The 26,654-nt window shown below is 72.7% G+C and carries 24 protein-coding genes; 13 read left to right on the forward strand and 11 right to left on the reverse strand.

Going from position 1 to position 26,654, the window contains the following annotated elements; translation table 11 throughout:
- Positions 1-127 precede the first annotated feature (127 nt).
- Both ACF1ED_RS04465 and ACF1ED_RS04470 read left to right on the forward strand, forming a co-directional pair.
- A complete protein-coding gene (locus ACF1ED_RS04465; protein ID WP_391756915.1) occupies positions 128-757 on the forward strand; it encodes a TetR/AcrR family transcriptional regulator in 630 nt (209 codons plus the stop codon).
- A 9-nt stretch (positions 758-766) separates the two neighbouring features.
- Positions 767-1,186 (forward strand): PPOX class F420-dependent oxidoreductase, encoded by a 420-nt coding sequence (locus ACF1ED_RS04470; RefSeq protein WP_391756916.1) that lies wholly within the window; start codon positions 767-769, stop codon positions 1,184-1,186.
- A gap of 60 nt (positions 1,187-1,246) precedes the next feature.
- On the opposite strand, the gene ACF1ED_RS04475 is transcribed toward ACF1ED_RS04470, so the two are convergent.
- From ACF1ED_RS04475 to ACF1ED_RS04490, 4 genes are all read right to left on the reverse strand, one after another.
- Positions 1,247-2,947, reverse strand: a complete 1,701-nt coding sequence (locus tag ACF1ED_RS04475; protein WP_391756917.1) for a methylmalonyl-CoA mutase — start codon at positions 2,945-2,947, stop codon at positions 1,247-1,249.
- A gap of 72 nt (positions 2,948-3,019) precedes the next feature.
- A complete protein-coding gene (locus ACF1ED_RS04480; RefSeq protein WP_391756918.1) occupies positions 3,020-3,352 on the reverse strand; it encodes a DUF3817 domain-containing protein in 333 nt (110 codons plus the stop codon).
- Positions 3,353-3,396: 44 nt separating this feature from the next.
- Complete coding sequence (locus ACF1ED_RS04485) at positions 3,397-3,906, reverse strand: MarR family winged helix-turn-helix transcriptional regulator (RefSeq protein ID WP_391756919.1); 510 nt, start codon at positions 3,904-3,906, stop codon at positions 3,397-3,399.
- A gap of 9 nt (positions 3,907-3,915) precedes the next feature.
- Positions 3,916-5,304, reverse strand: coding sequence for an MFS transporter (locus tag ACF1ED_RS04490; RefSeq protein WP_391756920.1), 1,389 nt, complete (start codon positions 5,302-5,304; stop codon positions 3,916-3,918).
- A 273-nt stretch (positions 5,305-5,577) separates the two neighbouring features.
- On the opposite strand from ACF1ED_RS04490, the gene ACF1ED_RS04495 reads away from it, so the two are divergent.
- Both ACF1ED_RS04495 and ACF1ED_RS04500 read left to right on the forward strand, forming a co-directional pair.
- Positions 5,578-6,573, forward strand: coding sequence for a DUF5937 family protein (locus ACF1ED_RS04495; RefSeq protein ID WP_391756921.1), 996 nt, complete (start codon positions 5,578-5,580; stop codon positions 6,571-6,573).
- Positions 6,574-6,659: 86 nt separating this feature from the next.
- Positions 6,660-7,691 (forward strand): glycoside hydrolase family 6 protein, encoded by a 1,032-nt coding sequence (locus ACF1ED_RS04500; RefSeq protein WP_391756922.1) that lies wholly within the window; start codon positions 6,660-6,662, stop codon positions 7,689-7,691.
- A 9-nt stretch (positions 7,692-7,700) separates the two neighbouring features.
- Here ACF1ED_RS04500 and ACF1ED_RS04505 read toward each other — a convergent pair whose 3' ends face one another.
- The 5 genes from ACF1ED_RS04505 to ACF1ED_RS04525 all read right to left on the reverse strand — a co-directional run bounded on the left by ACF1ED_RS04505 (position 7,701) and on the right by ACF1ED_RS04525 (position 13,180).
- On the reverse strand, positions 7,701-9,692 hold the full coding sequence (locus tag ACF1ED_RS04505; RefSeq protein ID WP_391756923.1) for a galactose oxidase-like domain-containing protein: 1,992 nt from the start codon (positions 9,690-9,692) through the stop codon (positions 7,701-7,703).
- A gap of 3 nt (positions 9,693-9,695) precedes the next feature.
- Positions 9,696-11,534, reverse strand: a complete 1,839-nt coding sequence (locus tag ACF1ED_RS04510; RefSeq protein WP_391756924.1) for a glycosyltransferase family 2 protein — start codon at positions 11,532-11,534, stop codon at positions 9,696-9,698.
- Positions 11,535-11,625: 91 nt separating this feature from the next.
- Positions 11,626-12,303: a TetR/AcrR family transcriptional regulator gene (locus tag ACF1ED_RS04515; RefSeq protein ID WP_391756925.1), complete on the reverse strand. Its 678-nt coding sequence runs from the start codon at positions 12,301-12,303 to the stop codon at positions 11,626-11,628.
- Between the two features lie 233 nt (positions 12,304-12,536).
- On the reverse strand, positions 12,537-12,830 hold the full coding sequence (locus tag ACF1ED_RS04520) for an MTH1187 family thiamine-binding protein (RefSeq protein WP_391756926.1): 294 nt from the start codon (positions 12,828-12,830) through the stop codon (positions 12,537-12,539).
- Positions 12,827-13,180 carry a DUF3817 domain-containing protein gene (locus ACF1ED_RS04525; RefSeq protein ID WP_391756927.1) on the reverse strand — a complete coding sequence of 118 codons (354 nt, stop codon included), beginning with the start codon at positions 13,178-13,180 and terminating at the stop codon, positions 12,827-12,829. Before ACF1ED_RS04525 ends, ACF1ED_RS04520 begins: the two co-directional genes overlap by 4 nt.
- Before the next feature lie 135 nt (positions 13,181-13,315).
- Here ACF1ED_RS04525 and ACF1ED_RS04530 point away from each other — a divergent pair, with 135 nt between their 5' ends.
- The 4 genes from ACF1ED_RS04530 to ACF1ED_RS04545 all read left to right on the forward strand — a co-directional run bounded on the left by ACF1ED_RS04530 (position 13,316) and on the right by ACF1ED_RS04545 (position 15,986).
- Complete coding sequence (locus tag ACF1ED_RS04530; protein ID WP_391756928.1) at positions 13,316-13,954, forward strand: AIM24 family protein; 639 nt, start codon at positions 13,316-13,318, stop codon at positions 13,952-13,954.
- Positions 13,954-14,604, forward strand: coding sequence for an AIM24 family protein (locus ACF1ED_RS04535; RefSeq protein ID WP_391756929.1), 651 nt, complete (start codon positions 13,954-13,956; stop codon positions 14,602-14,604). The genes ACF1ED_RS04530 and ACF1ED_RS04535 overlap by 1 nt, the downstream gene beginning before the upstream one ends.
- Positions 14,601-15,386, forward strand: a complete 786-nt coding sequence (locus ACF1ED_RS04540; RefSeq protein WP_391756930.1) for an AIM24 family protein — start codon at positions 14,601-14,603, stop codon at positions 15,384-15,386. Before ACF1ED_RS04535 ends, ACF1ED_RS04540 begins: the two co-directional genes overlap by 4 nt.
- Before the next feature lie 123 nt (positions 15,387-15,509).
- On the forward strand, positions 15,510-15,986 hold the full coding sequence (locus tag ACF1ED_RS04545; protein WP_351841343.1) for a MarR family transcriptional regulator: 477 nt from the start codon (positions 15,510-15,512) through the stop codon (positions 15,984-15,986).
- 267 nt (positions 15,987-16,253) lie between these two features.
- Here the strand turns inward: ACF1ED_RS04545 and meaB are convergent, their stop codons facing one another.
- Together meaB and ACF1ED_RS04555 are read right to left on the reverse strand one after the other, a co-directional pair.
- Positions 16,254-17,210: a methylmalonyl Co-A mutase-associated GTPase MeaB gene (meaB, locus tag ACF1ED_RS04550; RefSeq protein WP_391756931.1), complete on the reverse strand. Its 957-nt coding sequence runs from the start codon at positions 17,208-17,210 to the stop codon at positions 16,254-16,256.
- Between the two features lie 32 nt (positions 17,211-17,242).
- Positions 17,243-18,445, reverse strand: coding sequence for an acetyl-CoA C-acetyltransferase (locus tag ACF1ED_RS04555; protein ID WP_391756932.1), 1,203 nt, complete (start codon positions 18,443-18,445; stop codon positions 17,243-17,245).
- Positions 18,446-18,582: 137 nt separating this feature from the next.
- Here ACF1ED_RS04555 and mce point away from each other — a divergent pair, with 137 nt between their 5' ends.
- The 5 genes from mce (at position 18,583) to ACF1ED_RS04580 (ending at position 26,504) form a co-directional block, all read left to right on the forward strand.
- Positions 18,583-19,035: a methylmalonyl-CoA epimerase gene (gene mce / locus ACF1ED_RS04560; protein WP_391756933.1), complete on the forward strand. Its 453-nt coding sequence runs from the start codon at positions 18,583-18,585 to the stop codon at positions 19,033-19,035.
- Positions 19,036-19,249: 214 nt separating this feature from the next.
- Positions 19,250-23,542, forward strand: a complete 4,293-nt coding sequence (scy, locus tag ACF1ED_RS04565) for a polarized growth protein Scy (protein WP_391757494.1) — start codon at positions 19,250-19,252, stop codon at positions 23,540-23,542.
- Positions 23,543-23,656: 114 nt separating this feature from the next.
- The gene (locus ACF1ED_RS04570) at positions 23,657-24,592 is read left to right on the forward strand and encodes a cellulose-binding protein (RefSeq protein WP_200427663.1); all 936 of its coding nucleotides are present in this window, start codon (positions 23,657-23,659) and stop codon (positions 24,590-24,592) included.
- A gap of 86 nt (positions 24,593-24,678) precedes the next feature.
- Positions 24,679-25,722 carry an ABC transporter ATP-binding protein gene (locus ACF1ED_RS04575; protein ID WP_391756934.1) on the forward strand — a complete coding sequence of 348 codons (1,044 nt, stop codon included), beginning with the start codon at positions 24,679-24,681 and terminating at the stop codon, positions 25,720-25,722.
- A 2-nt stretch (positions 25,723-25,724) separates the two neighbouring features.
- The gene (locus ACF1ED_RS04580) at positions 25,725-26,504 is read left to right on the forward strand and encodes an ABC transporter permease (RefSeq protein ID WP_391756935.1); all 780 of its coding nucleotides are present in this window, start codon (positions 25,725-25,727) and stop codon (positions 26,502-26,504) included.
- Positions 26,505-26,654 lie beyond the last annotated feature (150 nt).

The raw sequence follows: 26,654 nt of genomic DNA on the forward strand, positions 1-26,654 counted from the left end.
CTCAAAGCCTTTCGCTACGGGTCGTAGCGTAATGGGACCGGCCCGGCCGGGGGGAGCCCCGCACCGTGAACTGCCTCACATCGCACGCCTCTGGCGCCGTACCTACCGGCGGGTATGGTCGTCGTCCATGTGCAGTACCACCCCCCGCAACACCCGTACCGGCCGTCCCCGCTCCACCCAGGCCGACGCGGCCATCCTGGAGGCGACGCGCGCGGCCCTGGTGGACCTGGGCTGGTCCAAGCTCACGATGGGCGACGTGGCCACCCGGGCCGGCGTGGCCAAGACGACCCTCTACCGCCGCTGGGCCAACAAGAACGAACTCGTCGTCGACGCCGTCGCCGTCCTCTTCGATGAACTCGAACTGCCCGACCTGGGTTCCCTCCAGGACGACATCGCGCACGTCGTCCTCCAGTTCGCCGGTCTCCTGGAGCGCCCCGAGACCAAGACGGCCCTGATGGCCGTGGTCGCCGAGTCGACCCGGGACGCCCCGCTGCGCGAGCGGATCCGCACCTCGATCGTGGAGCGCCAGAAGCGGCTCGTCCTGGACGGGCGCCGGCGGGCCCAGGAGCGCGGCGAGCTCCCCGCCGACCGCGACCCGGTCGCGGTGGACGCCACCGACGACCTGATCTTCGACGTGGTCGCGGGCGCGGTGGTGCACCGGGCGCTGGTGAGCGCCGAGCCGGTGGACGGGCAGTGGGTCGCGCGGCTCTCCACGCTGCTGGTCGGCGGCCTGGGCGCGGTGGCGGCGCTCGGCTAGCGTGCCCGCATGATCATTCGTACGGACATACGGCTCTCGGCGGCGGTCCGCGCCCTGCTCGACGACGTGAACCACGCGGTCCTGGCCACGATCCAGCCCGACGGCTCCCCGCAGACCTCGGTGGTGTGGGTGGGACGGGACGGCGACGACGTCCTGATCTCCAGCCAGGAGGGCCGCCGCAAGGTCAAGAACATCCGGGCCGACGCCCGGGTCTCCCTCACCCTCCTCGACCGCCACGACCCGGACCGCTACACGGAGATCCGCGGCGCGGCGACGGTCACCGAGGACGGGGGCCGGGCCCTGGCGGTGGCGCTGGCGGAGAAGTACGAGGGCGCGGACGCCGGGCGGGAGTACGCGGAACTGCCGCCGGAGAAGGTCCGGGTGGTGCTCCGGATCACCCCGTCGAAGGTGCTCGGCTCGGTCCGCTGAGGCATGAAGGGAGGGGCGGTACGGAGTTCCGTACCGCCCCTTCCCGTCGCGCCGTGCGCGTCAGAAGCCGGCCGGCTCCACGTAGACGCCCCACTCCTCGCGGAGCACGTCGCAGATCTCGCCGAGGGTGGCCTCGGCGCGGACGGCGTCGAGCATCGGCGGGATCATGTTGGAGCCGTCGCGGGCCGCCGCCAGCATGGCGTCGAGGGAGGCGCGGACCTTCGCCTCGTCGCGCCGGCCCTTGCGGTCGCCGAGGACCCGGACCTGCTCCCACTCGACCTCGTGGCTGACCCGCAGGATCTCCAGGTCGCCGGTGACGGAGCCGTGGTGGACGTTGACGCCGACGACCCGCTTCTCGCCCTTCTCCAGGGACTGCTGGTAGCGGAAGGCGGACTCGGCGATCTCGCCGGTGAACCATCCGTCCTCGATGCCGCGCAGGATGCCGGAGGTGATCGGGCCGATCGGGTGCTGCCCGTCCGGGTGGGCGCGCAGACCGCGCTCCTTGATCTGCTCGAAGATCTTCTCGGCGTCGGCCTCGATGCGGTCGGTGAGCTGCTCGACGTACCAGGAACCACCCAGCGGGTCGGCGACGTTGGCGACGCCGGTCTCCTCCATGAGCACCTGCTGGGTGCGCAGGGCGATCTCGGCGGCCTGCTCGCTGGGGAGCGCGAGGGTCTCGTCGAGGGCGTTGGTGTGGAGGGAGTTGGTGCCGCCGAGGACGGCGGACAGGGCCTCCACGGCCGTGCGGACCACGTTGTTGTACGGCTGCTGCGCGGTGAGCGAGACGCCGGCGGTCTGGGTGTGGAAGCGCAGCCACTGCGCCTTGTCGGTCTTCGCGCCGTACACCTCCTTCATCCAGCGGGCCCAGATCCGGCGGGCGGCGCGGAACTTGGCGATCTCCTCGAAGAAGTCGAGGTGGGCGTCGAAGAAGAAGGAGAGGCCGGGGGCGAAGACGTCCACGTCGAGGCCGCGGGAGAGGCCGAGCTCCACGTAGCCGAAGCCGTCGGCGAGGGTGTACGCCAGCTCCTGCGCGGCCGTCGCCCCGGCCTCGCGGATGTGGTAGCCGGAGACGGAGAGCGGCTTGTACGCGGGGATGCCGGCGGCGCAGTGCTCCATCAGGTCGCCGATGAGGCGCAGGTGCGGCTCGGGCGGGAAGAGCCACTCCTTCTGCGCGATGTACTCCTTGAAGATGTCGGTCTGCAGCGTGCCGTTGAGGACGGCGGGGTCGACGCCCTGGCGCTCGGCAGCGACCAGGTACATGCAGAAGACGGGGACGGCGGGGCCGGAGATCGTCATCGACGTGGTGACGTCGCCGAGCGGGATGTCCTTGAAGAGGACCTCCATGTCGGCGGCGGAGTCGATGGCGACGCCGCAGTGGCCGACCTCGCCGAGCGAGCGGGGGTCGTCGGAGTCGCGGCCCATGAGGGTGGGCATGTCGAAGGCGACCGAGAGCCCGCCGCCGCCGGCGGCGAGGATCATCTTGTACCGCTCGTTGGTCTGCTCGGCGTTGCCGAAGCCGGCGAACTGGCGGATGGTCCAGGTGCGGCCCCGGTAGCCGGTGGGGTGGAGCCCCCGGGTGAAGGGGTACTCGCCGGGCCAGCCGATGCGCTCGAACCCCTCGTACGTGTCCCCGGGCCGGGGCCCGTAGACCGGCTCGACCGGGTCCCCGGAGAGCGTGGTGAAGTCCGCGTCGCGCTTGCGGGCCTTGTCGTAACGGGCCTGCCAGCGACGGCGGCCTTCCTCGATGGCGTCAGCGTCCATGCCTTCGAATTTACTAGGACGTCCTAGTAAATGTCGATGCCACACCCCCGCACGTCTGTGCGGGGGTAGGGGTCAGGCCCTGACCGGAACCGGCTGCGCGCCGCTGACCAGCGGCTTCACCTCGGCGACGACCCTGCGCTCGACGAAGAAGGCGGCGAAGGGGATCGTGCCGGAGAGCAGCAGCCACACGATCTTGCCGAACGACCAGCGGGCCTTGGAGCCCAGGTCGAAGGCGAAGATCAAGTAGATGATGTAGAGGACGCCATGGGCCTGGGAGACCGCGAAGGTCAGGTCCTCGCCGGTGTCGAAGCCGTACTTGGCGACCATACAGCCGCAGAGGATCAGGAGCATGACGGCGGTCACGTACGCCATGACGCGGTAGCGGGTCAGCACGCTGGATTTCATGCCGCCGAGCGTAACCGCACGTTCCGGGGCGATCTTCGCGGGGGTCAGCCCTCGTCGAAGTCGTGCGCCGCGACCCGCAGCGGGCGGAGCAGGGCGAAGATCTCGGCGCACTCCTCCGCGTCGTACGCGCCGAGGCCGAACTCCATCTCCATCAGGTCGCGGGTGGCCGCCTCGACCACCTCGCGGCCCTTCTCGGTGATGGAGGCCAGCGTGCCGCGCCCGTCGTTGGGGTTGGGGCGCTTGGCGACGAGGCCCGACTTCACCAGGCGGTCCACCGTGTTCGTCACGGACGTGGGGTGGACCATCAGCCGCTCGCCGATCTTCGACATGGTCAGCTCGCCCTCCTTGGAGAAGGTGAGCAGCACCAGCGCCTCGTAGCGGGCGAAGGTCAGCCCGTACGGCTTGACCACCGCGTCGACCTCGGCCAGCAGGATCTGGTGGGCGCGCATGATCGAGGTGATCGCGGCCATCGAGGGGACCGGACCCCAGCGCTTCTGCCAGAGCTCGTCGGCTCGGGCGATGGGGTCGAAGGGGAGACTGAGCGGCTTCGGCACGCGTCGACCTTACCGACTGGTCACATGGCGGTCAGCCCCGTCTCGCCCTTCGGTCGCGAGGAGGACGGCGAGGATCACGGTGGCCAGCAGGCCCGCGCCCGCGACGACGAGGTGGACGGGGGCGAACTCGGCGGCGAGGCCCGCCCCGGCCATGCCGAGGCCCTGGACGGTCATCATGCCCGCGGTCATCAGGGTCATGGCCCTCCCCCGGCGCTCCTCGGGGACGGCGGCGACGAACCGGGCGTCGAGGCCGAGGGTGTACGCGCCGGCGGCGCCGGCCAGCGCGAGGGCGAACGCCGCGAGGGCGGGGCCGGGGCGGAGCGCGTAGAGGAGGAAGGGGAGGAAGCCGGCGAGGAGGAGCGGGGCGACGAGCCGGACGCGGGTGGCGGGGCGCAGGACGGCTCCGGCGAGGAGCTCGCCGGCGATGGTGCCGACGGGCAGGGCGCACATGAGGAGGCCGAGGGCGGCGGTGGAGACGCCGAGCTCGTCGGCGTAGGGCGCGGCGAGGGCCTCGGGGACGACGACGAAGAGCGGCGGCACCCAGAAGAGCAGCATCAGGCCGCGGATCCGGCGGTCGCGCAGCAGCGACCAGGTGGCGCCGAGCCCTTCGCGCCCCTCGGCGGCGCGGGCGGGGCGGCGGGCGGTGCCCAGGCGCAGCAGCAGGGCGGAGAGGAGGAAGGTCGCGGCGGTGAGGGCGATGGCGCCGCGGGCGGGGACGACGGTGAGCAGGACGCCGCCGACGCCGAAGCCGGCGAGCAGGGCGGACTGGGAGACGATCCGCAGCAGCGAGCGGCCGAGGACGAAGAGGTCGCCGTCGCCGAGGATGTCGGCGAGGGTCGCCATCCGGGTGCCCTGGAAGACGGGGGCGACGGCGGCGACGGCGCAGCGCAGCACGAGGAGCCCGGCGACGGGGGTGGCGGGCAGCACCATGAGCGCGACGGCTCCGGCGCAGACCAGGTCGCAGACGACGAGGACCCGGCGGGGCGGGTGCCGGTCGGCGAGCCCGGCGAGGAGGGTGCCGCCGAGGAGGTACGGGAGGAAGCCGAAGGCGAAGGTGAGGGAGGACAGCAGCGGGGAGCGGGTGAGGTCGTAGACGAGGACGGTGAGCGCGAGCTCGCTGACGACGAGCCCGAGGAGCGAGAGGAGGTGCGCCCCGAAGACCCACCGGAACTCGCGGACGCGGAAGACGGCGAGATACCCGGAGGCGGGGGCGGCCGGCCCGGGGACGGCCGGCCCGGGGGCGGCCGGTTCCACGGCGGCAGTCGGCCCGGCGGTGGCGGGGGCAGGGGTGTCGGCCGGAGCAGGAGCGCCGACGAGGGCAGCCGTGCCGGCAAGAGCAGCCGTATCGGCAGAGGCGGCCGTCTCGGCAGAGGCAGCGGTGCCGCCAGGGGCGGTCATGCCGGCCGGGGCGGTGGCGCCGCCAGGGGCGCGGGGCGGGAGAGGGGTGCCGGCGGCAGGAGCACCGGCGGCAAGGGCGGTGGTACCGCCAAGGGCGCGGGGCGGGAGAGGGGTGCCGGCGGCAGGAGCACCGGCGGCAAGGGGGGTGGCGCCGCCAAGGGCGCCGGCGGCAGGGGTGTCGGTCGGGGGCATGGGCGCAGCCTGCGGGGCGTGCGGGCGGCGGTCCTAGACTTTCGGCTCCAGCCGAATGTTCCGCGCCCGACGGGAGCCTCCGTGCCGTACCACCTGCTCTTCGGGGAGACCGATCCGCTGCGGATCCGCTTCGCGGTGTCGCCGCTGTGGGAGGCCCAGTCGGCGGTGCGGGTGCTGGCGCGGCCCCGGCAGCAGGGCTACCACCTGCCGTGGCTGCGGCGGATCGCCGGGGCGGCGCGGGCGCTGGACCTCGCGCCGCTCCAGCTGCTGATGCCGCTGCGGGGGCATTCGCCGGACTTCCTCTATCCGCCGCCGCTGGGGCCCGCCGCCTCCTTCGAGGAGGAGCTGGCCGCCGTGCGGGCGGTGGACCCGGCGCTGGTCGGGCCGGATCTGGCGCGGGCGCTGGCCTGTACGCCGGGGGCCGCGGAGAGCGCGGAGGGGCGGCGGCTTCTGGCGGATCCGGCCGGCGCGGTACAGCGGCTGGCGGATCTGCTCCAGGAGGCGTGGGAGGCGCTGATCGCCCCCGAGTGGCCCCGGCTGCGGGCGCTGCTGGAGGCGGACGTGGCGTACCACTCGCGGCGGCTCGCGGAGGGCGGTCTGGAGCGGCTGCTCGGCGAGCTGCACCCGTCGTTCTCGTGGGACCCGGGGGCGGCGGTGCTGGAGGTGAGCGCCTATCGCGGGGAGCACGTGCGGGCGCTGGGCGGGCGGGGGCTGGTGCTGATGCCGTCGGTGTTCATCTGGCCGGAGGTGGTGAGCGGCTTCGAGGAGCCGTGGCAGCCGACGGTGGTGTATCCGGCGCGCGGGATCGGCGGGCTGTGGACGGCGGCGCGGGAGCGGACGCCCGAGGTGCTGGCGCGGCTGCTCGGGCCGGTGCGGGCGGACGTGCTGTGCGCGCTGGACGGGCCGATGGGGACGACGGCGCTGGCGCACCGGCTGGGGAGGGCGCCGTCGTCGGTGTCGGCGCACCTGGCGGTGCTGCGGGACGCGGGGCTGCTGACCTCGCGGCGTTACGGCCACCAGGTGTTGTACGAGCGGACGCCGCTGGGGATCGCGGTGTCGCAGCCGGACGCGGAGTGACCGTCATGTCACGATGAGCCCCGTTCGTCCCGCTGGCGCGGGCGGACGCACGCCCGTACTCCCCGTGTGCCGACCCTGGGGGCCGGATGTCCCGCCGTACCACCGCCACCGCCACCACCTCGCTCGCCCTCCTCGGCGCGCTGCTGCTGACCGCGAGCGGCTGCTCCTCCGACGGGCCCGCGCCCTCCCCCGTCGGCCCGCCCGTCGCGACGGGGGGCGAGGCCCCGGCGCCGACCGGCGGCTCGCCGTTCTGGGTGGACCCGGAGAGCGACGCGGCCAGGCAGGTGCGGAAGTACGAGGCGCAGGGCCGCGCCGACGACGCCCGGGTGCTGAAGCGGATCTCGGAGCAGCCGGTCGCGGACTGGCCGGCCGGGGACGACCCGGTGCCGGAGATCCGGCGGGCGGTGCGCGGGGCCACGGCCGAGAACCGGACGGCGGTCTTCGTGGCGTACAACATCCCGCACCGCGACTGCGGCATGTACTCGGCGGGCGGCGCGCCCGACGGGCAGGCCTACCGGACGTGGGTGGACTCCTTCGCCTCGGCGATCGGGGACGCGTCGGCGGTGGTGGTGCTGGAGCCGGACGCGGTGCCGCACATGGTGGACGGCTGCACCCCGGGGGAGTACCACGAGGAGCGCTCGGCGCTGCTGGCCGAGGCGATCGAGCGGTTCAAGCGGCAGCCGGGGACGCGGGTCTACCTGGACGCGGGGAACCCGGCGTGGATCGACGATCCGGGGAAGCTGGTGGAGCCGCTGCGGCGGGCGGGGATCGCCCGCGCGGACGGCTTCTCGCTGAACGTGTCGAACTTCCAGACGACCGCGACGGTGCGGGACTTCGGGGCGACCCTGTCGGGGCTGCTCGGCGGGATGCACTTCACGGTGGACACGAGCCGCAACGGCGCCGGCCCCCTCCCGGGGGACGGGGCGGAGGCCTGGTGCAATCCCCCGGGCCGGTCGCTCGGCGTGCCGCCGACGGACCGGACCGGGGACGCGCTGGTGGACGCGTATCTGTGGATCAAGCGGCCCGGGGACTCGGACGGGCAGTGCCGGGGCGGTCCGTCCGCGGGGACCTGGTGGCCGGAGTACGCGCTGGGGCTGGCCCGTCGCGCGGACTCCTGACCCGGTCCGTCACCCGGTCTTCTCCTCCTTCTCCTCCTCGCCGAGGACCTGGACCCACTTCGCCTCGGAGGGGATCCCGGCCTCGTCGGTGACGAAGAGCATGTACCAGCCGGGCGGGACGAGGGTGGGGTCCTCGGGGGCGTCGACGGTGACGGTCAGCCCGTCCGTGCCCTTCGTCAGGCCCAGCTCCACCGAGCGCTGTTCGACGTCGGTGGTGTGGGTGACGGCGCTGGGCCGCATCAGCCGGGCCTTGGCGATCCGGCCCGCGTCCTTGGTCCTGAAGGTGGCCCGGCCGTTCCGGTCGAGCTCCCGCGGGCCCTCCCCGAGGGCCGGCCGGTCGGCGCCGGCCTTGTGGAGGTAGGGCGGGGTGAAGACCTCGATGCGCTGCTCGAAGGTGCCGAGCTTGGTGTTGTCCTTGTCGTCGAAGAGCGGGTCGGAGCCGAAGGTGGCGACCCGTCCGTCGGGCAGCAGCAGCGCCTCCGAGTGGTAGTTGCGGCCGACGGTGGGGTCGGCCGCCGCCGCGAAGGCGTTGGTGGCGGGGTCGTAGAACTGCGCCTTGAGGATGTCGCTGCCGCTGCGGCCCCGGTAGTCGCGGGAGCCGCCGGTGGTGAAGACGGTGTCGTCGGGGAGCAGGACGCTGCTGAGGTAGCGGGTGCCCTGCGGGAGGGGCGGGCCGTCCCGGAAGGTGGGGTTCTCGCTGCCCACGTCGACGATGGCGGTGCGGGCGGTGGACTTGGCGGACTCGCCGACCCCGCCGCCGCCGAGGACCATCACCTTCTGGTCCTGCGCGGGCGGCAGGATCAGGGAGGCGGAGGTCTCCAGCTGGTCGGGGTCGGTGAGGCCGGGGAGCTTGGTGAAGGTGTTGGTCTCCAGGTCCCACAGGCCGGGCTCGCGGCCCTTCTCCGCGGGGCCGTAGCCGGCGTTGGAGCCGGTGTAGAGGAGCTTGCCGCCCTTGGTGAGGAAGAGCGAGGGGTAGGTGGGGAAGTAGCGGAAGGGGCCCTTGGTCCACTTCTTGGTCTTCGGGTCGTAGATCTCGTTGTCGCCGGGCACGACGTCGCCGACGTCGTTGAGCCCGGAGACGGCGAGGACCCTGCCGTCCTGGAGGCCGACCAGGGTGGGGTACCAGCGGGCGTCCTTCATCGGGGCGACCGGGACGTACTTCTCCGCCTTGGGGTCGAACTCGTAGGCGGCCTTGATGCCCTGGAAGTCCTGCTTCTCGGTGGTGAGCTTCTGGGCGAGGCCGTAGACGTTGTCGGCCTGCTCGCCCTTGAGCCCGACGACCTCGTACTGCGCGGCCTCGGTGGTGAGGGCCTGCGGGCCCTCCTCGACGGCCTCGACGAAGACCCGGGCCTCGGCCGCGGTCACCTTGGTCTTCCACGGCTTCATCTGGCCGCTCTTGAAGTACGAGATCTCGAACTCGCGCTTCGCCTTGGGGACGGTGACGTCGGTGGTGGTGACGTACTCGACGCCGGACGGGGAGCGGAAGACGGTGCCCTTCTTGAGGGTGACGGCCTTGTCGGGGCTCTCGTTCTTCACCCGCATGCCGCCGCCGGCCTTCTTCACCCCGCCGTCGAGGACCTCGTAGCGGGCGGTGCCGCCGGCCACCAGGAGCCGCCCGTCGGGCAGCTGGCTGTGGCCGGCGCAGAAGAAGTCCTCGGGGGTGGGGATCTTCTTGAAGGTGTTCTTCACCGGGTCCCACAGGACGGTGTCGAAGGTGCCCGCGTCGAAGTTCTTCTGGTTGTTGCCGGAGCCGGCGATCAGCAGCACCTTGCCGGTGTGCAGCAGGGCGGCGTGGATGGCGTTGATCCGGGCCCCGTCGGGGACGGAGATCCCGCCCCAGGAGCCGTACTTCTTCTTGTAGCCGGGCTGGGCGATCTTGTAGGCGTGGTACTTCTCCGAGGCGAAGGAGACGGCCGCGGGGGCGTTGAGCGCCGCGAGCACGAGCACGGCGCCGCTGCCGAGCAGGGTCTTCTTGAACTTCTTGGACGGCCGGTAGGCCATGGATCAGTTCCCTCCGGTCGTCGTGGGCGCGGTGGTCGCGGGCGGGTGCGGGGGCAGGGGCGGGAACTTCGGCAGCGGCGGTACGGTGCGCAGCTCGATCCCCTTGCGGGCGACCGCGAGGCGGCGGTCGCGGGTCCGGGCGCGGGCCCGGGCGCGGACCGCGCGGGTCCGCCGGTCGCGCAGGCCGGTGAAGGCCCAGACGGTGACCGGGGCGAGCGCGATCACGAGGGCGAGGACCGCCCAGGTGCGCATGGCCGCGTGGGTGTGGTCGAAGTGGACCGAGGCCGCCAGGGAGGCGACGAGGACGACCGCCCAGTAGAGGTGGATGCGGAAGGTGAGGACCCTGTCGGGGCTGGCGGCGCCGCCCTTGGGGGTGACGACGAAGCGGCCGCGGGTGCGCAGCAGCGCGGAGCCGAGGGACTTGAGGTAGATGGGCGCGGAGAGCGCGGACATCACCATGCCGGCGAGGCCGCCGGAGCCCTCGGGTTCGTGCGGGGAGACGTTGTGGCGGCGGTTCCAGAGGTAGAGGCCGATCTGGAGGGCCACGGCGTCGCTGTAGATCATGAGCCAGATCTGCGAGGAGACCTGGGTGCCGGAGGCGCCGAGCCACAGGTAGAGGACGCAGCTGAGGATGCCGAGCAGCCAGTTGACGGCCGTCATGGGGTAGTAGACGAGCATGAGCGTGTAGTTGAGGAGGCGGCCGGGCGGCATGCTGAACGGCGCCTTCCAGTACTGCTTGATGATCGTCTCGTACGTGCCGCGGGACCAGCGGAGCTGCTGGGTGAAGAAGTCGGTCCAGGACTCGGGGCCCTCGCCGACGGCGAGGACGTCGGGGGTGTAGACGGAGCGCCAGCGGTGGCCGGTGACCGGGTTCTCGCGGCGGTGCAGCTCGAAGCCGGTGGCCATGTCCTCGGTGATGGAGTCGTACAGGCCGCCGATCTGCTTGAGGGCGGAGATCCGGACGGCATTGTTGGTGCCGACGAACATCGGGGCGCGGTAGCGGTTCCCGGCGCGCTGGATGAGGGCGTGGAAGAGGAACTGCTGGGACTCGGCGGCCTTGGTGACGGCGCCGGTGTAGTTGCCGTAGACCTGCGGGCCGACGACGAAGGCGACGTCGGGGTCGCGGAAGTAACCGAGCATCCGCTCCAGGAAGTCGGGGAGCGGCACGTGGTCGGTGTCGACCGAGGCGAAGTACTCGTAGGCGTCGCCGTGCATGGCCAGCCAGGCGTTGTAGTTGCCGTGCTTGGTCCTCGCCTTGTGCACGCCCTTCTTCCGGTTCCACTCGGGCACGCCGGCCCGGGTGAAGTGGCGGACGCCGAGTTCGGCGCAGAGGGCCTTGGCCTCGTCGCTGTCGCCCTCGTCGAGGAGCCACACGTGCAGGGTGCCGTCGTGCCGCACGCGGACGGCGGCCTCCAGGGTGGCGCGGACCATGGAGAGGGGTTCCTTGCCGGGCACGTAGGTGGTGAGGAAGGCGACCCGGGTGCCCTTGGCGGGGTACACGGGGACGGGGTCGCGGGCGACCATGGTGGCGTGGGCGATCGAGGAGACGTTCACCAGCATGAAGAGGCAGATGAGGCCGATCGACACGAGCATCACGGTGTCGTACGGCACCCGCCAGGTGTCGTCGCCCTCACGGACGGTCCAGTGGCTGGGCCAGACCAGGTAGGCCAGGAGCACCGCGGAGAGCAGCGGGGCGAGCGCCATGAGGAGGACGGCTCGTATTCGGTGCGGCTCCTTCGAGAGCAGACTCGTGTACTGCACCTTGTACTGCGCCACGTCCGGTTCCGTGAGGGGACCGGCGAGCCGGCTGTAGGTGTCGTAGTCGTAGCCTCCCGGCCGCACAGTGCCTCCAGCTGTCGTCGATCGGGTCGATATCCCCACGAAAGGGGAGATAGCCCGGCGTGTCGACTGGAGTGCTCCGAGTGAGGACGTTCTACCGCCCGCGTCCACCCGATCGACGCAGCGTGTACGCGACCGCCTTCCGCGCGACCGGGTTCAGCTCCTCGACGGCGGCGAGCAGGGCGCCGAGCTGTTCCAGCGCGGTGAGGGCGGCGTCGGCGCCCTCCGGGTCGACGCCCTCGTAGAGTTCGAGCCCGACGAAGGAGGCGGCGACGGCCCGGGCCAGTCCGGCCGGGTCGGCGAAGCCGTCGAGCGGGGTGCCGGCCAGCACCCGCCGGAGCACCCCCTCGATCTCCTCGACCCACAGGTCGAGCCCGGCGGCGGTGGCCGGGGCGAGCCGGGGGTGGGCCTGGGCGCCGGCGAGCAGCTGGGCGAGGACGGCCACGTGCCCGGCGTCCCGCTCCTCCTCGTGCATCGTGCGCCCGAAGGCGAGCAGTTCGTTGAGGCCGGTGACGGCCCGGAGCCGGTCGCGGTGGCGGGCCACCCGCTGCTCGGCGCCGCGTCGGCAGGCGGCGGCGAGCAGGTCGTCGACGGAGCCGAAGTGGTAGAAGACGAGGGCCTGGTTGACCCCGGCGGCGGTGGCGACGGAGCGGGCCGAGGTCCCGGCGATCCCGTGCTCGACGAGCGACCGCAGGGCACCGTCGAGCAGCTTCTCGCGGGTCTCCCGCCCCTTGGCGTCCCGCACCCCCCGGGGCTTCTCGTCCCCGCTCACACCCGCCCCCTCCTCGTGCCCGCGGCGCGCCGCGGGCCCGGTGGCGCTCCCCCGCGGAGACACCGGGCCGGCGGCGGCCGGACACGGGAACACGCCGTGGCGCACCACGGCCGCTCCCCCGTCTTGAGCGATCGCTCAAGGAGGACGTTAACCGATGTTGAGCACCCGCTCAAAGTCCCCTCGGGCAGCGAGAAGCCCCCGGCGCCGCGCCGGGGGCTTCGGAGGCGTCCGGGTCAGGAGCCGAGGTGGCGCTCCACCGTCTCGACCTTGGCGGTGAGACCGTCGGTGACGCCGGGCCGGATGTCGGCCTTGAGGACGACGGAGACGCGCGGGGCGCGGGCCTCGACGGCGGCGACGGCCCGCTTCACGACGTCCATCACCTCGTCCCACTCCCCCTCGATGGACGTGAACATGGCGTCGGTGCGGTTCGGCAGGCCGGACTCGCGGACCACGCGGACGGCGTCGGCGACGTACTCGCCGACCTCCTCGCCCACGCCGAGCGGAGTGACGGAGAACGCGACGATCACGCCTTCACCGTGCTCTCGGCGGCCTCGGCGCGGGCGCGGGAGGCGATGACGGCGGCCTCGGCCTCGGCCTTCAGCTTGCGGTCGGCGAAGAAGCCGCCGAAGGGCACGACGGAGAGCAGGAAGTAGACGGCGGCGGTGCCGAAGCCCCACTTGGCGCGGTTCCAGGAGTCCAGCCAGAAGAGCACGTACAGGACGAAGAGGAGACCGTGGACGGCGCCCATCACCGGCACCGCGTTGAAGTCCGTGGTCCGCTTGAGCACCGAGCAGACCAGCAGGAGCAGGAACGAGACGGCCTCGGGCGCGGAGACGAGCCGGAGGCGGTGGAGCGAGGAAGCGGTCTTGAGGTCCACGGAGGGGTCACCTTCGTTCGAGCCGGTGTGCGAGCTGCCGAGCGATCTTGTGAACGGATGCACAAGGGGTGGGCGAATCCATTGTGCACGCCGACTTTGCTGTCTCTTTATCCGGGTCCCCGCTACCTTCGGGCCGTGGCTACGTTCCGACTCCAGGGCAGCAGGGTGCTCGCCGTGACGATGACCGGCGACGCCGTCAAGGCGAAGAACGGCTCGATGGTCGCCTACGACGGGCAGATGGCGTTCAAGAAGATGAGCGGCGGCGGGGAGGGCCTGCGCGGCATGGTCACCCGTCGCCTGACGGGGGAACAGATGGAGGTGATGGAGGTCAAGGGCCAGGGGACCTGCTGGTTCGCCGACCGGGCCTCCGAGATCAACCTCGTCCACCTGTACGGCGAGAAGCTGTGGGTGGAGGCGAGCAACCTGCTCTGCGCCGACGCGGGGCTGCGCACCGGCACGACCTTCACGGGACTGCGCGGCGGCGCGAGCGGCAACGGCCTCTTCACCACCACGGTGGAGGGCACCGGGCAGGCGGCGATCATGTCCGACGGCCCGGCGACGGTGCTCCGGGTGACCCCGCAGTACCCGCTGGCGGTGGACCCGGGCGCGTACGTCGCCCACCAGGGGAACCTCCAGCAGCACTTCCAGTCCGGTGTGACCTTCCGCACCCTGCTCGGCGAGGGCGGCGGCGAGGCCTTCCAGATCCGCTTCGAGGGCGACGGGCTCGTCTACGTGCAGCCCAGCGAGCGCAACACCGTCGGAGGCGACGTCTGATGCCCTTCCGCGAGGTCAACTCGAAGATGATCGAGGCGACGGTCGTCCCCGGACAGCGCCTCTTCAGCCAGCGCGGCGCCATGCTCGCGTACCGCGGGGACGTCACCTTCACGCCGAACACGGCGGGCGGCCAGGGCGGTCTGATGTCGATGATCGGCCGCCGGGTGGCCGGCGAGGCGACGCCGCTGATGACCGTGGAGGGCAGCGGCACGGTGATGTTCGGGCACGGCGGCCACCACGTCCAGGTGATCGCGCTGACCGGCGACACCCTCTGCGTGGAGGCCGACCGGCTGCTGGCCTTCGACGGCACCCTGGAGCAGGGCACGATGTTCCTGGGCTCGCAGGGCGGGGTCATGGGCCTGGTGCGCGGCCAGGTGACCGGCCAGGGCCTCTTCACCACGACCCTCAAGGGCCACGGCTCGGTGGCGGTCATGGCGCACGGCGGGGTGATCGAGCTGCCGATCGCGCCGGGCCGCCCGGTGCACGTCGACCCGCAGGCGTACGTGGCCCACCACGGCGACGTCCGCAACAAGCTCTCGACGGCGCTCGGCTGGCGGGACATGGTGGGCCGCGGCTCGGGCGAGGCCTTCCAGCTGGAACTGAGCGGCAGCGGTGCGGTGTACGTCCAGGCGTCGGAGGAGAAGCTGTGAGCACCCCTGTCATCCACGATCCGCAGACCCTGCCGTCGGACGACAACGTCAACGCGTACACCTTCTGCGTGGAGCTCAAGGGCTCCCAGTGGTTCCTGCAGAAGGGCAAGATGATCGCCTACTACGGGCGGATCGAGTTCAACGGCATCGGGCACGGGCGGCTCGACCGGCTGGTGCGGACCGCCTTCCACTCGCCGCTGCACGCGAGCGACTGGGTGGTGGCGGAGGGCTCCGGGAAGATGCTGCTCGCCGACCGGGCCTTCGACGTGAACTCGTACGACCTGGACGAGGGCAATCTGACGATCCGCTCGGGGAACCTGCTGGCCTACCAGCCGACGCTGGCGCTGAAGCAGTCGATCGTGCCGGGTTTCGTGACGCTGATCGGCACCGGCAAGTTCGTGGCCGCGTCCAACGGTCCGGTGGTCTTCATGGAGCCGCCGCTGCGGGTGGACCCGCAGGCGCTGGTCGGGTGGGCGGACTGCCCCTCCCCCTGTCACCATTACGACCACGCCTACCTGACGGGCGTGATGGGCGGCCTGCGGGCCCTGACCGGCCTCGGGGGCTCCTCGGGCGAGGAGCACCAGTTCGAGTTCGTGGGCGCGGGCACGGTGCTGCTCCAGTCGACGGAGCTGCTGATGGCGGAGCGGGAGACCGGCGGGCCGCCGGCCCAGGCCGGGGTTCCGGGCGGGCACGGGTCGCACGGTTCCGGCCAGGCGGTGCAGGGCGCGGTGCCGCGCCTTCCCGGCCAGCTCGGCGACCTGCAGCGGCGCTTCGGGCTGTGAGCGGTAGTCTGCGGAGCGTGACGCTTCGAACGGCCGCGCGGGGACCGCGGTCGTTGCGGCGGGTGCCGCGCGTCACCTCCCAGATTTCGTCAAGTATTCAACTTCTTAGGTAGAATCCACTTTATGGACACCGAGACGGCCACCCCCTGGCTCACCGACGCCGAGCAGTGCGCGTGGCGCACCTTCCTCGACGTCCAGAGAATGCTGACGCACCAGCTGGAGCGCGACCTCCAGCCCTTCGGCCTGACGATGAACGACTACGAGATCCTGGTCAACCTCTCCGAGTCCGCCGACCGCAGGCTGCGGATGAGCGATCTCGCGGCCGCCACCCTCCAGTCCAAGAGCCGCCTCTCGCACCAGATCACCCGGATGGAGAACGCCGGCCTGGTCGAGCGCGTCAACTGCGAGTCCGACCGGCGCGGCCTCTACGCGGTCCTCACCGACCGCGGCATGGAGACCATGCGCAAGGTGGCCCCGCACCACGTGGAGTCGGTCCGCGACCACTTCATCGACCGGCTCACCCCGGACGCGCTCGGCGACCTCCACGAGTCGCTGAAGCCGGTCGCCGAGCGGCTGCGCGGCAAGCGCGGCAAGCCGTGACCTGACAGATGTGACGGGCCACGGGAAAGGGCCTCCCCGCACGACGGGGAGGCCCTTCTCGTCCGTTCCGGCCCCGGGGCCTGTCCGACCACGGGCGTCGGATCGGGCCGGGTCGTTCGGTGCGTGCGAGCGGCGTGCGGCCGGGGCGCCCTCGAACGGGGTCTCCCCCGCTCCAGCGAAGCCGGGAGCTCGGGGAAAGGGCTACCCGGGCGTCCCGGCCGCGCGGCGAGCGCGCGGGCCGGGCGGGCCGGAACGGCCAAACAGGCCCTAGCTCCCGGTCAGGCTCGCCAGCAGTTCGTCGGAGGCCGCGTACGGGTCGAGCGCGCCGGTGGCGATCCGCTCGGCCAGCGCGTCGAGCCGCCGGTCGCCGTGCAGGTCGCCGATCCGCTCGCGCAGCGCCGTGATGGTGATGGTCTCCACCTCGCGGGCCGCGCGGGCCTTCCGGCGCTCCGCCAGGACCCCGTGCTCCTCCATCCAGGCCCGGTGCTTCTCCAGGGCCTCCACGACCTCGTCGACGCCCTCGCCGCGCGCCGCGACCGTCTTCACGATCGGCGGCCGCCAGTCGCCGGGGCCGCGGGCCTCGCCGAGGCCCAGCATGTGGTTGAGCTCGCGGGCGGTGGCGTCGGCGCCGTCCCGGTCCGCCTTGTTGACCACGTACACGTCGCCGATCTCCAGGATGCCCGCCTTGGCGGCCTGGATGCCGTCGCCCATGCCCGGCGCGAGCAGCACCACCGAGGTGTCGGCCTGCCCGGCGATCTCCACCTCGGACTGGCCGACGCCGACGGTCTCCACCAGGATCACGTCGCAGCCGGCCGCGTCCAGGACGCGGATGGCCTGCGGGGCGGACCAGGCGAGACCGCCCAGGTGGCCGCGGGTGGCCATCGAGCGGATGTAGACGCCCGGGTCGGAGGCGTGCTCCGACATCCGGACCCGGTCGCCGAGGAGCGCGCCGCCGCTGAACGGCGAGGACGGGTCGACGGCGAGCACGCCGACCCGCTTGCCGGCCCGGCGGTACGCGCTCACCAGCGCCGAGGTCGACGTGGACTTGCCGACCCCGGGCGAGCCGGTCAGGCCCACCACGTAGGCGTTGCCGGTGAGCGGGGCCAGCGCCGCCATCACCTCGCGCAGCTGCGGGGACGCCCCCTCCACGAGCGAGATCAGGCGGGCCACGGCCCGCGGCCTGCCCTCCCGTGCCTGGGCGACCAGTGCGGGGACGTCCACCATGCTGCGTTCTCCTGGTTCTGCTGGCTGGGGTCTTACTTGCCGGCCACGCGGATGATCAGGGCGTCGCCCTGGCCGCCGCCGCCGCACAGCGCGGCCGCGCCGGTGCCGCCGCCGCGCCGCTTGAGCTCCAGGGCGAGGTGGAGCACCACGCGGGCGCCGGACATGCCGATCGGGTGGCCGAGCGCGATGGCGCCACCGTTGACGTTCACCTTTTCCGGGGACACGCCGAGGTCCTTCATGGACTGTACGGCGACCGCGGCGAAGGCCTCGTTGATCTCGATCAGGTCGAGGTCGTCGACGGTCAGGCCGTCCTTCTCCAGGGCGTGCCGGATGGCGTTGGACGGCTGCGACTGGAGCGAGTTGTCCGGTCCGGCCACGTTGCCGTGGGCGCCGATCTCGGCGATCCACTCCAGGCCCAGCTCCTGCGCCTTGGCCTTGCTCATCACGACCACGGCGGCGGCGCCGTCGGAGATCTGCGAGGAGGTGCCGGCGGTGATGGTGCCGTCCTTGGCGAAGGCGGGGCGGAGCTTGCCGAGGGACTCGACGGTGGTCTCGGCGCGGACGCCCTCGTCCTTGGCGAAGACCACCGGGTCGCCCTTGCGCTGCGGGATCTCGATCGGGGTGATCTCGGCCTCGAAGAGGCCGTTCTTCTGGGCGGCGGCGGCGCGCTGGTGCGACAGCGCGGCGATCTCGTCCTGGGAGGCGCGGTCGATGCCGAGGCGGGTGTTGTGCTTCTCCGTGGACTCGCCCATGGCGATGTTCTCGAAGGCGTCGGTGAGGCCGTCGTACGCCATCGCGTCGAGCATCTCGATCGCGCCGTACTTGAAGCCCTCGCGGGACTTCGGCAGCAGGTGCGGGGCGTTGGTCATGGACTCCTGGCCGCCGGCGACGACGACGTCGAACTCACCGGCGCGGATCAGCTGGTCGGCCAGCGCGATGGCGTCCAGGCCCGACAGGCACACCTTGTTGATGGTGAGGGCGGGGACGTTCATCGGGATGCCGGCCTTGACCGCGGCCTGGCGGGCGGGGATCTGGCCGGCGCCCGCCTGGAGCACCTGGCCCATGATCACGTACTGCACCTGGTCGCCGCCGATGCCGGCCCGGTCCAGGGCGGCCTTGATGGCGAAACCGCCCAGGTCGGCGCCGGAGAAGGACTTGAGCGAGCCGAGCAGGCGACCCATGGGCGTGCGGGCGCCCGCGACGATCACTGAGGTGGTACCGGTCGTTCCAGACATGAGGCACGGCCCCTTGGGATGAGGAGTGAACGAGGGTTTACCGCCAATGTACTGAGCGGTGCGGCGCGAGGTCACCGGCCTGCCGGTGTGACGGCGCGCACGTTGCGTAACCATGCCTGCGGGGGTGCACTGGAGCCATGCTGACGCGTATCGACCACATCGGGATCGCCTGCTTCGACCTGGACAGGACCGTCGAGTTCTACCGTGCCACGTACGGCTTCGAGGTCTACCACTCCGAGGTCAACGAGGAACAGGGCGTCCGCGAGGCCATGCTCAGGATCAACGCCACCGACGACGGCGGCGCCTCCTACCTCCAGCTCCTGGAGCCGACCCGCGAGGACTCCGCGGTGGGCAAGTGGCTGGCCAAGAACGGCGAGGGCGTGCACCACATCGCCTTCGGCACCGCGGACGTCGACGGGGACGCCGAGGCCATCCGCGGCAAGGGCGTCCGGGTCCTCTACGACGAGCCCCGGACCGGCTCCATGGGCTCCCGGATCACCTTCCTCCACCCCAAGGACTGCCACGGCGTCCTGACCGAACTCGTCACCTCCGCGCAGCCTTCCGCCGACCACTCCTCAGTGGAGCACTGACCTCCGTATTCCCGGCCCGGTAGAGTGGGCGGCTCCGGGCCGGGGCCGGTCGGGGCCGCTTCGCGCGGCGCCGTAGTCGGGATGTCGGGGTCGTCCGATCTGCCACGATTCCCCGGGGGGACCGTTCTGTCCGGTGAACGGTGCTCGTCGGAACGTAGCGACCAGGGTTGGGGTCTCCCCTGCTCGGAGGGCTCGGGGAAGGATGGACCGCGCAGTGCGGGGCTACGAACGCCAGGAGAGCCACCGAGCTGAAGACGACCATCTCTCGCGGTTCGAAGCCGAGATGGACCGGCTGAAGAAGGAACGCGAGAAGGCCGTCCAGCACGCCGAGGACCTCGGTTACCAGGTCGAGGTCTTGCGTGCCAAGCTCCACGAGGCGCGGCGCACCATCGCGTCCCGTCCCGCCTACGACAGCGCGGACATCGGCTACCAGGCCGAGCAACTGCTGCGGAACGCGCAGGCGCAGGCCGAACAGCTCCGCCAGGACGCCGAGCGGGAGCTGCGCGAGGCCCGGGCGCAGACCCAGCGGATCCTCCAGGAGCACGCGGAACACCAGGCCCGGCTCCAGGCCGAACTGCACAACGAGGCCGTCCAGCGCCGCCAGCAGCTCGACCAGGAGCTGAACGAGCGCCGCCAGACCGTCGAGGCCCACGTCAACGAGAACGTGGCCTGGGCCGAGCAGTTGCGCGCCCGCACCGAGTCCCAGGCCCGCCGGCTGATGGACGAGGCCCGCGCCGAGGCCGAGCAGTCGCTCGCCGCCGCCCGCGCCGAGGCCACCCGGCTCTCCGAGGAGACCGGCCGCCGCGTCGGCGCCGAGGCGGAGGCCGCCCGCGCCGAGGCCGAAGCGATTCTGCTGCGCGCCCGCAAGGACGCCGAGCGGCTGATGACGGCCGCCTCCACGCAGGCCCAGGAGGCCACCGGCCACGCCGAGCAGCTGCGTACCGCCGCCGTCGCCGAGACCGACCAGGCCCGGCGCCAGGCCACCGAGCTGTCCCGCGCCGCCGAGCAGCGGATGCAGGAGGCCGACGAGAAGCTGCGGCAGGCCCGCGCCGAGGCCGACAAGGCCCTCAACGAGGCCAAGGAGTCCGCGGCGAAGACCCTGGCCTCCGCCGACTCCGTCAACGAACAGCGCACCCGCACCGCCAAGTCGGAGATCGCCCGGCTGGTCGGCGAGGCCACCGAGAAGGCGGAGGCCCTCAAGGCCGAGGCCGAGGAGAAGCTGCGCGAGGCGACCGCGCACTCCGAGAAGCTGGTCGCCGAAGCCACCGAGAAGGCCCGCACGGCCGCCGCCGAGGACTCGGCCGCCGCGCTCGCGAAGGCCGCCCGCAGCGCCGAGGAGATCCTCAGCAAGGCGTCCGAGGACGCCGCCGAGACCACCCGCAAGGCCTCCGAGGAGGCCGAGCGGATCCGCCGCGAGGCCGAGACCGAGGCCGACCGGCTGCGCTCGCGCGCCGAGGAGTCGGCCGACGAACTGCTCGGCTCGGCCAAGGACGACACCAAGGAGTACCGGGCCAAGACCGTCGAGCTCCAGGAGGAGGCCCGGCGGCTGCGCGGCGAGGCCGAGCAGCTGCGCGCCGAGGCCATCGCCGAGGGCGAGCGGATCCGCGGCGAGGCCCGCCGCGAGGCCGTCCAGCAGATCGAGGAGGCGGCGAAGACCGCCGAGGAGCTGCTGGCCAAGGCGAAGGCCGACGCCGACGAGCTGCGCACCCACGCCGGCGCGGAGAGCGAGAAGGTCCGCGCGGAGGCGATGGAGCGCGCCCAGACGCTCCGGACCCAGGCCGAGGAGACCCTGGAGCGGACCCGCGCCGAGGCGGAGCGGCTGCGCACCGAGTCCGAGGAGCAGGCCGAGGCGGTCCGGGAGGCGGCAGAGAAGGCCGCCGCCGGGCTGCGCGCGGACGCCGAGCGGGCCGCCGAGGCCCGCCGGGCCGAGGCCGCCGAGGAGCTGGCCCGGCTGCACGCCGACGCCGAGGCGAGGGTGGCCGCGGCCGGACGGGAGCTGACCGACGCCCGGGCCGAGGGCGAGCGGATCCGGCGCGAGGCCGCCGAGGAGACCGAGCGGCTGCGCACCGAGGGCGCCGAGCGGATCCGGGTGCTGCGGGAGCAGGCCGAGACCGAGGCCGACCGGCTGCGGACCGAGGCCGCGGCGGACGCCTCCGCGGCCCGCGCCGAGGCCGAGTCCACCGCGCAGCGGCTCACCTCCGAGGCGGAGACCGAGGCCGAGCGGCTGCGGTCGGAGGCCCAGGAGACCGCCGACCGGGTGCGGGCCGAGGCCGCCGCCGCCGCGGAGCGCGTCGCCGCGGAGGCCGCGGAGGCGCTGTCCGCCGCCCGGGAGGAGGCCAACCGGCGCCGCCGGGAGGCCGAGGAGACGCTGGAGTCGGCCCGGTCCGAGGCCGGCCGGGAGCGGGAGCACGCCCGGGAGCAGTCCGAGGAGCTGCTCGCCGCCGCCCGCAAGCGGGTGGAGGACGCCCAGGCCGAGGCCCAGCGCCTGGTCGAGGAGGCGGACGCGCGGGCGACCGAGATGGTCACCGCCGCCGAGCAGACCGCGCAGGAGGTCCGCGACTCGGTCGCCGGGCTGCGCGAGCAGGCCGAGGAGGAGATCGCCGGGCTGCGCTCGGCCGCGGAGCACGCGGCGGAGCGGACCCGCACCGAGGCGCAGGAGGAGGCGGACCGGGTCCGCGCCGACGCGCACGGGGAGCGGGAGCGGGCGGCGGAGGACGCGGCCCGCGTGCGGGCGCGCGCCCAGGAGGAGTCCGAGGCGGCGAAGGCGCTGGCCGAGCGGACGGTCGGGGACGCGATCGCGGACGCCGAGAAGCTGCGTACGGACACCGCCGAGTACGCGCAGCGGGTGCGGACCGAGGCGACGGACGCGCTGGCGTCGGCCGAGCAGGACGCGGCCCGCACCCGGGCGGACGCCCGGAACGACGCCAACCGGATCCGTTCGGAGGCGGCCGAGAAGGCCGAGGGCGTGGTCGGCGAGGCCACGGCGGAGGCCGAGCGGATCGGCGCGGAGGCCGAGCGGGTCCTGGACGAGGCCCGCCAGGCCGCCGACAAGCGCCGCCAGGACGCCGCCGAACAGGCCGACACCCTGATCGGCGAGGCGACGACCGAGGCCGAGCGGATCGCGGCCGAGGCCGAGAAGGTCCTCGACGAGGCCCGCCAGGCCGCCGACAAGCGGCGCCAGGACGCGGCCGAACAGGCCGACACCCTGATCGGCGAGGCGACGGCGGAGGCCGGGCGGATCGCGGCCGAGTCGGCCGAGCTGCGCGAGACCACCGAGCGGGACGCGGCCCGGCTGCGGACCGAGGCCGAGCAGGTCAAGACGGACGGCGAGGCGCACGCCCAGGCGCTGCGGACGGCGGCCCTGGCCGACGCCGAGCAGATCCTGGACGAGGCCCGCCAGGCCGCCGACAAGCGGCGCCAGGACGCGGCCGAACAGGCCGACGCGCTGGTCGGCGAGGCGACGGCGGAGGCCGGCCGGATCACCGACGAGGCGGTCGAGCTGGCCGAGTCGGTGACGGCGGACGCCCGGACCGAGGCGGAGCGGACCCTCGCGGACGCGGCCGGCGAGGCGGAGCGGCTGCGGACCGAGGGCGCCGAGGACCTGGAGTCGGCCCGTCAGGAGGCCGAGCGGATCCGTACGGAGTCGGCGCGGGTCAAGGAGGACGCCGAGGCGGCCGCCGAGCGGATGCGCTCCGATGCCCGCGACGAGGCCGACCGGACCCTGGACGAGGCCCGTGAGGCCGGCGCGCGCAAGCGCGCGGACGCGGCCGGGCAGGCCGACCAGCTCATCGCCAAGGCCCGGGAGGAGGCGCTGCGCGCCACCGCCGAGGCGGAGACGCAGGCCGACACGATGGTCGGGGTGGCCCGCAAGGAGGCCGACCGGATCGTCGCCGAGGCGACCGTGGAGGGCAACGCGCTGGTGGAGAAGGCGCGGACCGACGCGGACGAGCTCCTGGTCGGGGCGCGGCAGGACGCGACCGCCATAAGGGAGCGGGCCGAGGAGCTGCGGGGCCGGATCGAGGGCGAGATCGAGGAGCTGCACGAGCGGGCGCGGCGCGAGTCGGCCGAGCAGATGAAGACGGCCGGCGAGCGGGTCGACAAGCTGGTGAAGGCCGCGGAGGAGCAGCGCGTCGAGGCCGAGGAGAAGGCCAAGGAGATGATCTCGGAGGCGAGTTCGGAGGCGAGCAAGGTCCGGATCGCCGCGGTCAGGAAGGCGGACGCCCTCCTGAAGGAGGCCGAGCAGAAGAAGAGTTCGCTGGTGGCCGAGGCCGAGCGGATCAAGGCGGAGGCGGAGGCCGAGGCGGAGCGGCTGGTCGAGGAGGGCCGGCGCGAGCTGGAGACGCTGACCCGGCGCCGTACCGACATCAATGCCGAGATCTCCCGTGTCCAGGACGTACTGGAGGCGTTGGAGTCTTTCGAGACCCCGTCGGCCGGGGCGAAGGACGGGCTCAAGGCGGGCGTTTCCTCGGGGTCCACTCGTTCGGGTGGCAAGTCCCAGGACGGGTAGCCACTCAAAAGGCTGGACATTCTCCAGATCAAACGGGCATACGCTCGATGACACGCCGCTTCGGCCCCTAGGATTCCCTCTAACACCTCACCGGTCTCATTCGACAGGAACCCCATGAGCGACACATCCTCCCCCTTCGGCTTCGAGCTCGTGCGGCGTGGTTACGACCGCGGTCAGGTGGACGACCGCATTACCAAGCTCGTCGCCGACCGTGACAGCGCACTGGGCCGCATCACCTCCCTGGAGAAGCGCATCGAGGAACTCCACCTCGAGACGCAGAACGCCCAGGCCCAGGTGAGCGACGCGGAGCCGTCGTACGCCGGTCTCGGCGCGCGCGTCGAGAAGATCCTCCGTCTCGCCGAGGAGGAGGCGAAGGACCTGCGCGAGGAGGCCCGTCGCGCCGCCGAGCAGCACCGCGAGCTGGCCGAGTCGGCCGCCCAGCAGGTGCGCAACGACGCGGAGTCGTTCGCGGCGGACCGCAAGGCGAAGGCCGAGGACGAGGGCGTCCGGATCGTCGAGAAGGCGCAGGGCGAGGCGAACTCGCTGCGTGCCGAGGCGCAGAAGGACGCGCAGTCGAAGCGCGAGGAGGCGGACGCCCTCTTCGAGGAGACCCGCGCCAAGGCCGCCCAGGCCGCCGCGGACTTCGAGACCAACCTGGCCAAGCGCCGCGAGCAGTCCGAGCGCGACCTGGCCTCCCGTCAGGCCAAGGCCGAGAAGCGCCTCGCCGAGATCGAGCACCGCGCCGAGCAGCTCCGCCTGGAGGCCGAGAAGCTGCGGACGGACGCCGAGCGCCGGGCCCGCCAGACGGTGGAGACCGCGCAGCGCCAGGCCGAGGACATCGTGGCCGACGCGAACGCCAAGGCCGACCGGATCCGTTCGGAATCGGAGCGCGAGCTGGCGGCGCTGACGAACCGCCGCGACTCCATCAACGCGCAGCTGACCAACGTCCGCGAGATGCTGGCGACGCTGACCGGTGCCGCGGTGGCGGCGGCCGGCTCCCCGCTGGACGAGGACCGCTCCGCGGGCGTCCCTGCGCAGCAGACCCGGTAAGCCCCTGCCGAGCCGGGAGCGCGTGCGTTCCGGACCCCCCGTCACTCCGGTGGCGGGGGGTTTCGCACGCCCTTAGCTTGGTACGCATGATCGAGCTTGACGGACTGACGAAGCGGTACGGGACGAAGACGGCGGTCGATCATCTCTCCTTCCAGGTCCGGCCGGGCATGATCACCGGCTTCCTGGGGCCCAACGGGGCGGGGAAGTCGACCACGATGCGGATGATGCTCGATCTGGACAACCCGACGAGCGGGACGGTGCGGATCGACGGCCGGCACTACCGCGAGCTGGACGAGCCGCTGAAGTACATCGGGGCGCTGCTGGACGCCAAGGCGATGCACGGGGGCCGGTCGGCGTACAACAACCTGCTGTGCCTGGCGCAGTCGAACCGGATCCCGGAGCGCCGGGTGGACGAGGTGCTGGACCTGGTCGGCCTGACGGCGGTGGCGCGGAAGAAGTCGAAGGGTTTCTCGCTCGGCATGGGCCAGCGGCTGGGGATCGCGTCGGCGCTGCTCGGTGATCCCGAGATCCTGATGTTCGACGAACCCGTCAATGGTCTGGACCCCGAGGGAATTCACTGGATCCGCAATCTGATGAAGTCGCTGGCGGCGGAAGGAAGAACGATCTTCGTCTCCAGCCATCTCATGAGTGAAATGGCGCTGACGGCTGATCATCTGATCGTGATCGGGCAGGGAAAGCTGCTGGCCGACATGTCGATGGCGGATTTCATCCAGCGGAATTCACGGAGTTTCGTCCGGCTGCGCTCACCGCAGCAGGAACGGCTGCGGGACGTGCTCCACGCCGACGGATTCGTGGTGGTCGAGGCCGGGAACGGCACCCTGGAGGTCGACGGGGCGACGACCGAGAGGCTGGGCGAGCTGGCGGCGGCGCACCAGCTGACGCTGCACGAGCTGAGCGCCCAGCGGGCCTCGCTGGAGGAGGCGTTCATGCAGATGACGGCGGGCGCGGTGGAGTACCACGCGCACGGCACCGACCTGCACGGCGGCGGCGCGCCCGGCGGCGGCGCGCCCGGCGGCGGGCCGGCCGCGCCCGGCCCCGGGTGGGGCGCGAAGTCCGGCTGGGGTCCCGCGCGGACCCCGGAGGCCGGTCCGAACAGCGAGGGGGTCTGACGATGGCGGCGGTACCGGCGGTGCTCCGGTCCGAGTGGACCAAGATCCGGACGGTCTCGTCGACGGTCTGGACCCTGGCGAGCGCGCTGCTCGTCACGGTGGCGATGAGCGCGGCGCTCTCCGCGGTCCTGAACTCGACCTTCGACGACCTGTCCGACGTGGAGCGGGCGACCTTCGACCCGACCTTCGTCAGCTTCTCCGGGATGGTGCTGGGCCAGCTGGCGATGGTGGTCTTCGGCGTGCTGGTGGTGGGGACCGAGTACTCCTCGGGCATGATCCGCACCTCGCTCGCCGCCGTCCCCCAGCGGGCCACCTTCCTCTTCTCCAAGATCGCGGTGGCCGGGGTGCTCGCCCTGGTCGTCGGTCTGGTGACGAGCTTCCTGTCGTTCTTCCTCGGGCAGGCGCTGCTGGGCGAGCACCGGACGACGATCGGCGCGGACAACGTGCTGCGGGCGGTGGTCGGCGGCGGGGTCTACATGGGGCTGATCGCCCTCTTCTCGATGGGCGTGGCGGCGATGCTCCGCTCCTCGATGCTGTCGCTGGGCATCCTGGTGCCGTTCTTCTTCCTGATCTCCCAGATCCTGTCGGCGGTGCCGAAGGCGAAGGAGGTCGCGAAGTACTTCCCCGACCAGGCCGGCTCCAAGATCATGCAGGTGGTGCCGGACGCGCTGGGCTCGGAGAAGGCGCCGTACGGGCCGTGGGGCGGGCTCGGGATCATGCTGGTCTGGGTGGCGGCCTCGCTGCTCGGCGGCTATCTGGTGCTGAAGCGGCGGGACGCCTGACCCTTCCGGCCGGAGCCGGTCGGACGCGGCCGGGACGCGGCCGGGACGCGGTCGGACGCGGTCGGACGCGGTCGGACGCGGTCGGACGCGGCCGGGACGCCACGGAGCCCCGGAGGGGGGTCCGGGACGTCCCGGATTTCTCCCGGAGGT

It is taken from the genome of Streptomyces sp. NPDC014656 (genome assembly GCF_043084305.1).
In the GTDB taxonomy this organism is placed as follows: domain Bacteria; phylum Actinomycetota; class Actinomycetes; order Streptomycetales; family Streptomycetaceae; genus Streptomyces.

Bases quoted from the DNA above. Each gene is read 5' to 3' on its own strand.
- ACF1ED_RS04465 (WP_391756915.1), top strand. From the start codon at position 128: ATGTGCAGTACCACCCCCCGCAACACCCGTACCGGCCGTCCCCGCTCC.
- ACF1ED_RS04470 (WP_391756916.1), top strand. From the start codon at position 767: ATGATCATTCGTACGGACATACGGCTCTCGGCGGCGGTCCGCGCCCTG.
- ACF1ED_RS04475 (WP_391756917.1), bottom strand. From the start codon at position 2,947: ATGGACGCTGACGCCATCGAGGAAGGCCGCCGTCGCTGGCAGGCCCGT.
- ACF1ED_RS04480 (WP_391756918.1), bottom strand. From the start codon at position 3,352: ATGAAATCCAGCGTGCTGACCCGCTACCGCGTCATGGCGTACGTGACC.
- ACF1ED_RS04490 (WP_391756920.1), bottom strand. From the start codon at position 5,304: ATGACCGCCCCTGGCGGCACCGCTGCCTCTGCCGAGACGGCCGCCTCT.
- ACF1ED_RS04500 (WP_391756922.1), top strand. From the start codon at position 6,660: ATGTCCCGCCGTACCACCGCCACCGCCACCACCTCGCTCGCCCTCCTC.
- ACF1ED_RS04505 (WP_391756923.1), bottom strand. From the start codon at position 9,692: ATGGCCTACCGGCCGTCCAAGAAGTTCAAGAAGACCCTGCTCGGCAGC.
- ACF1ED_RS04535 (WP_391756929.1), top strand. From the start codon at position 13,954: ATGCCCTTCCGCGAGGTCAACTCGAAGATGATCGAGGCGACGGTCGTC.
- ACF1ED_RS04545 (WP_351841343.1), top strand. From the start codon at position 15,510: ATGGACACCGAGACGGCCACCCCCTGGCTCACCGACGCCGAGCAGTGC.
- meaB (WP_391756931.1), bottom strand. From the start codon at position 17,210: ATGGTGGACGTCCCCGCACTGGTCGCCCAGGCACGGGAGGGCAGGCCG.
- ACF1ED_RS04555 (WP_391756932.1), bottom strand. From the start codon at position 18,445: ATGTCTGGAACGACCGGTACCACCTCAGTGATCGTCGCGGGCGCCCGC.
- mce (WP_391756933.1), top strand. From the start codon at position 18,583: ATGCTGACGCGTATCGACCACATCGGGATCGCCTGCTTCGACCTGGAC.
- ACF1ED_RS04570 (WP_200427663.1), top strand. From the start codon at position 23,657: ATGAGCGACACATCCTCCCCCTTCGGCTTCGAGCTCGTGCGGCGTGGT.
- ACF1ED_RS04575 (WP_391756934.1), top strand. From the start codon at position 24,679: ATGATCGAGCTTGACGGACTGACGAAGCGGTACGGGACGAAGACGGCG.
- ACF1ED_RS04580 (WP_391756935.1), top strand. From the start codon at position 25,725: ATGGCGGCGGTACCGGCGGTGCTCCGGTCCGAGTGGACCAAGATCCGG.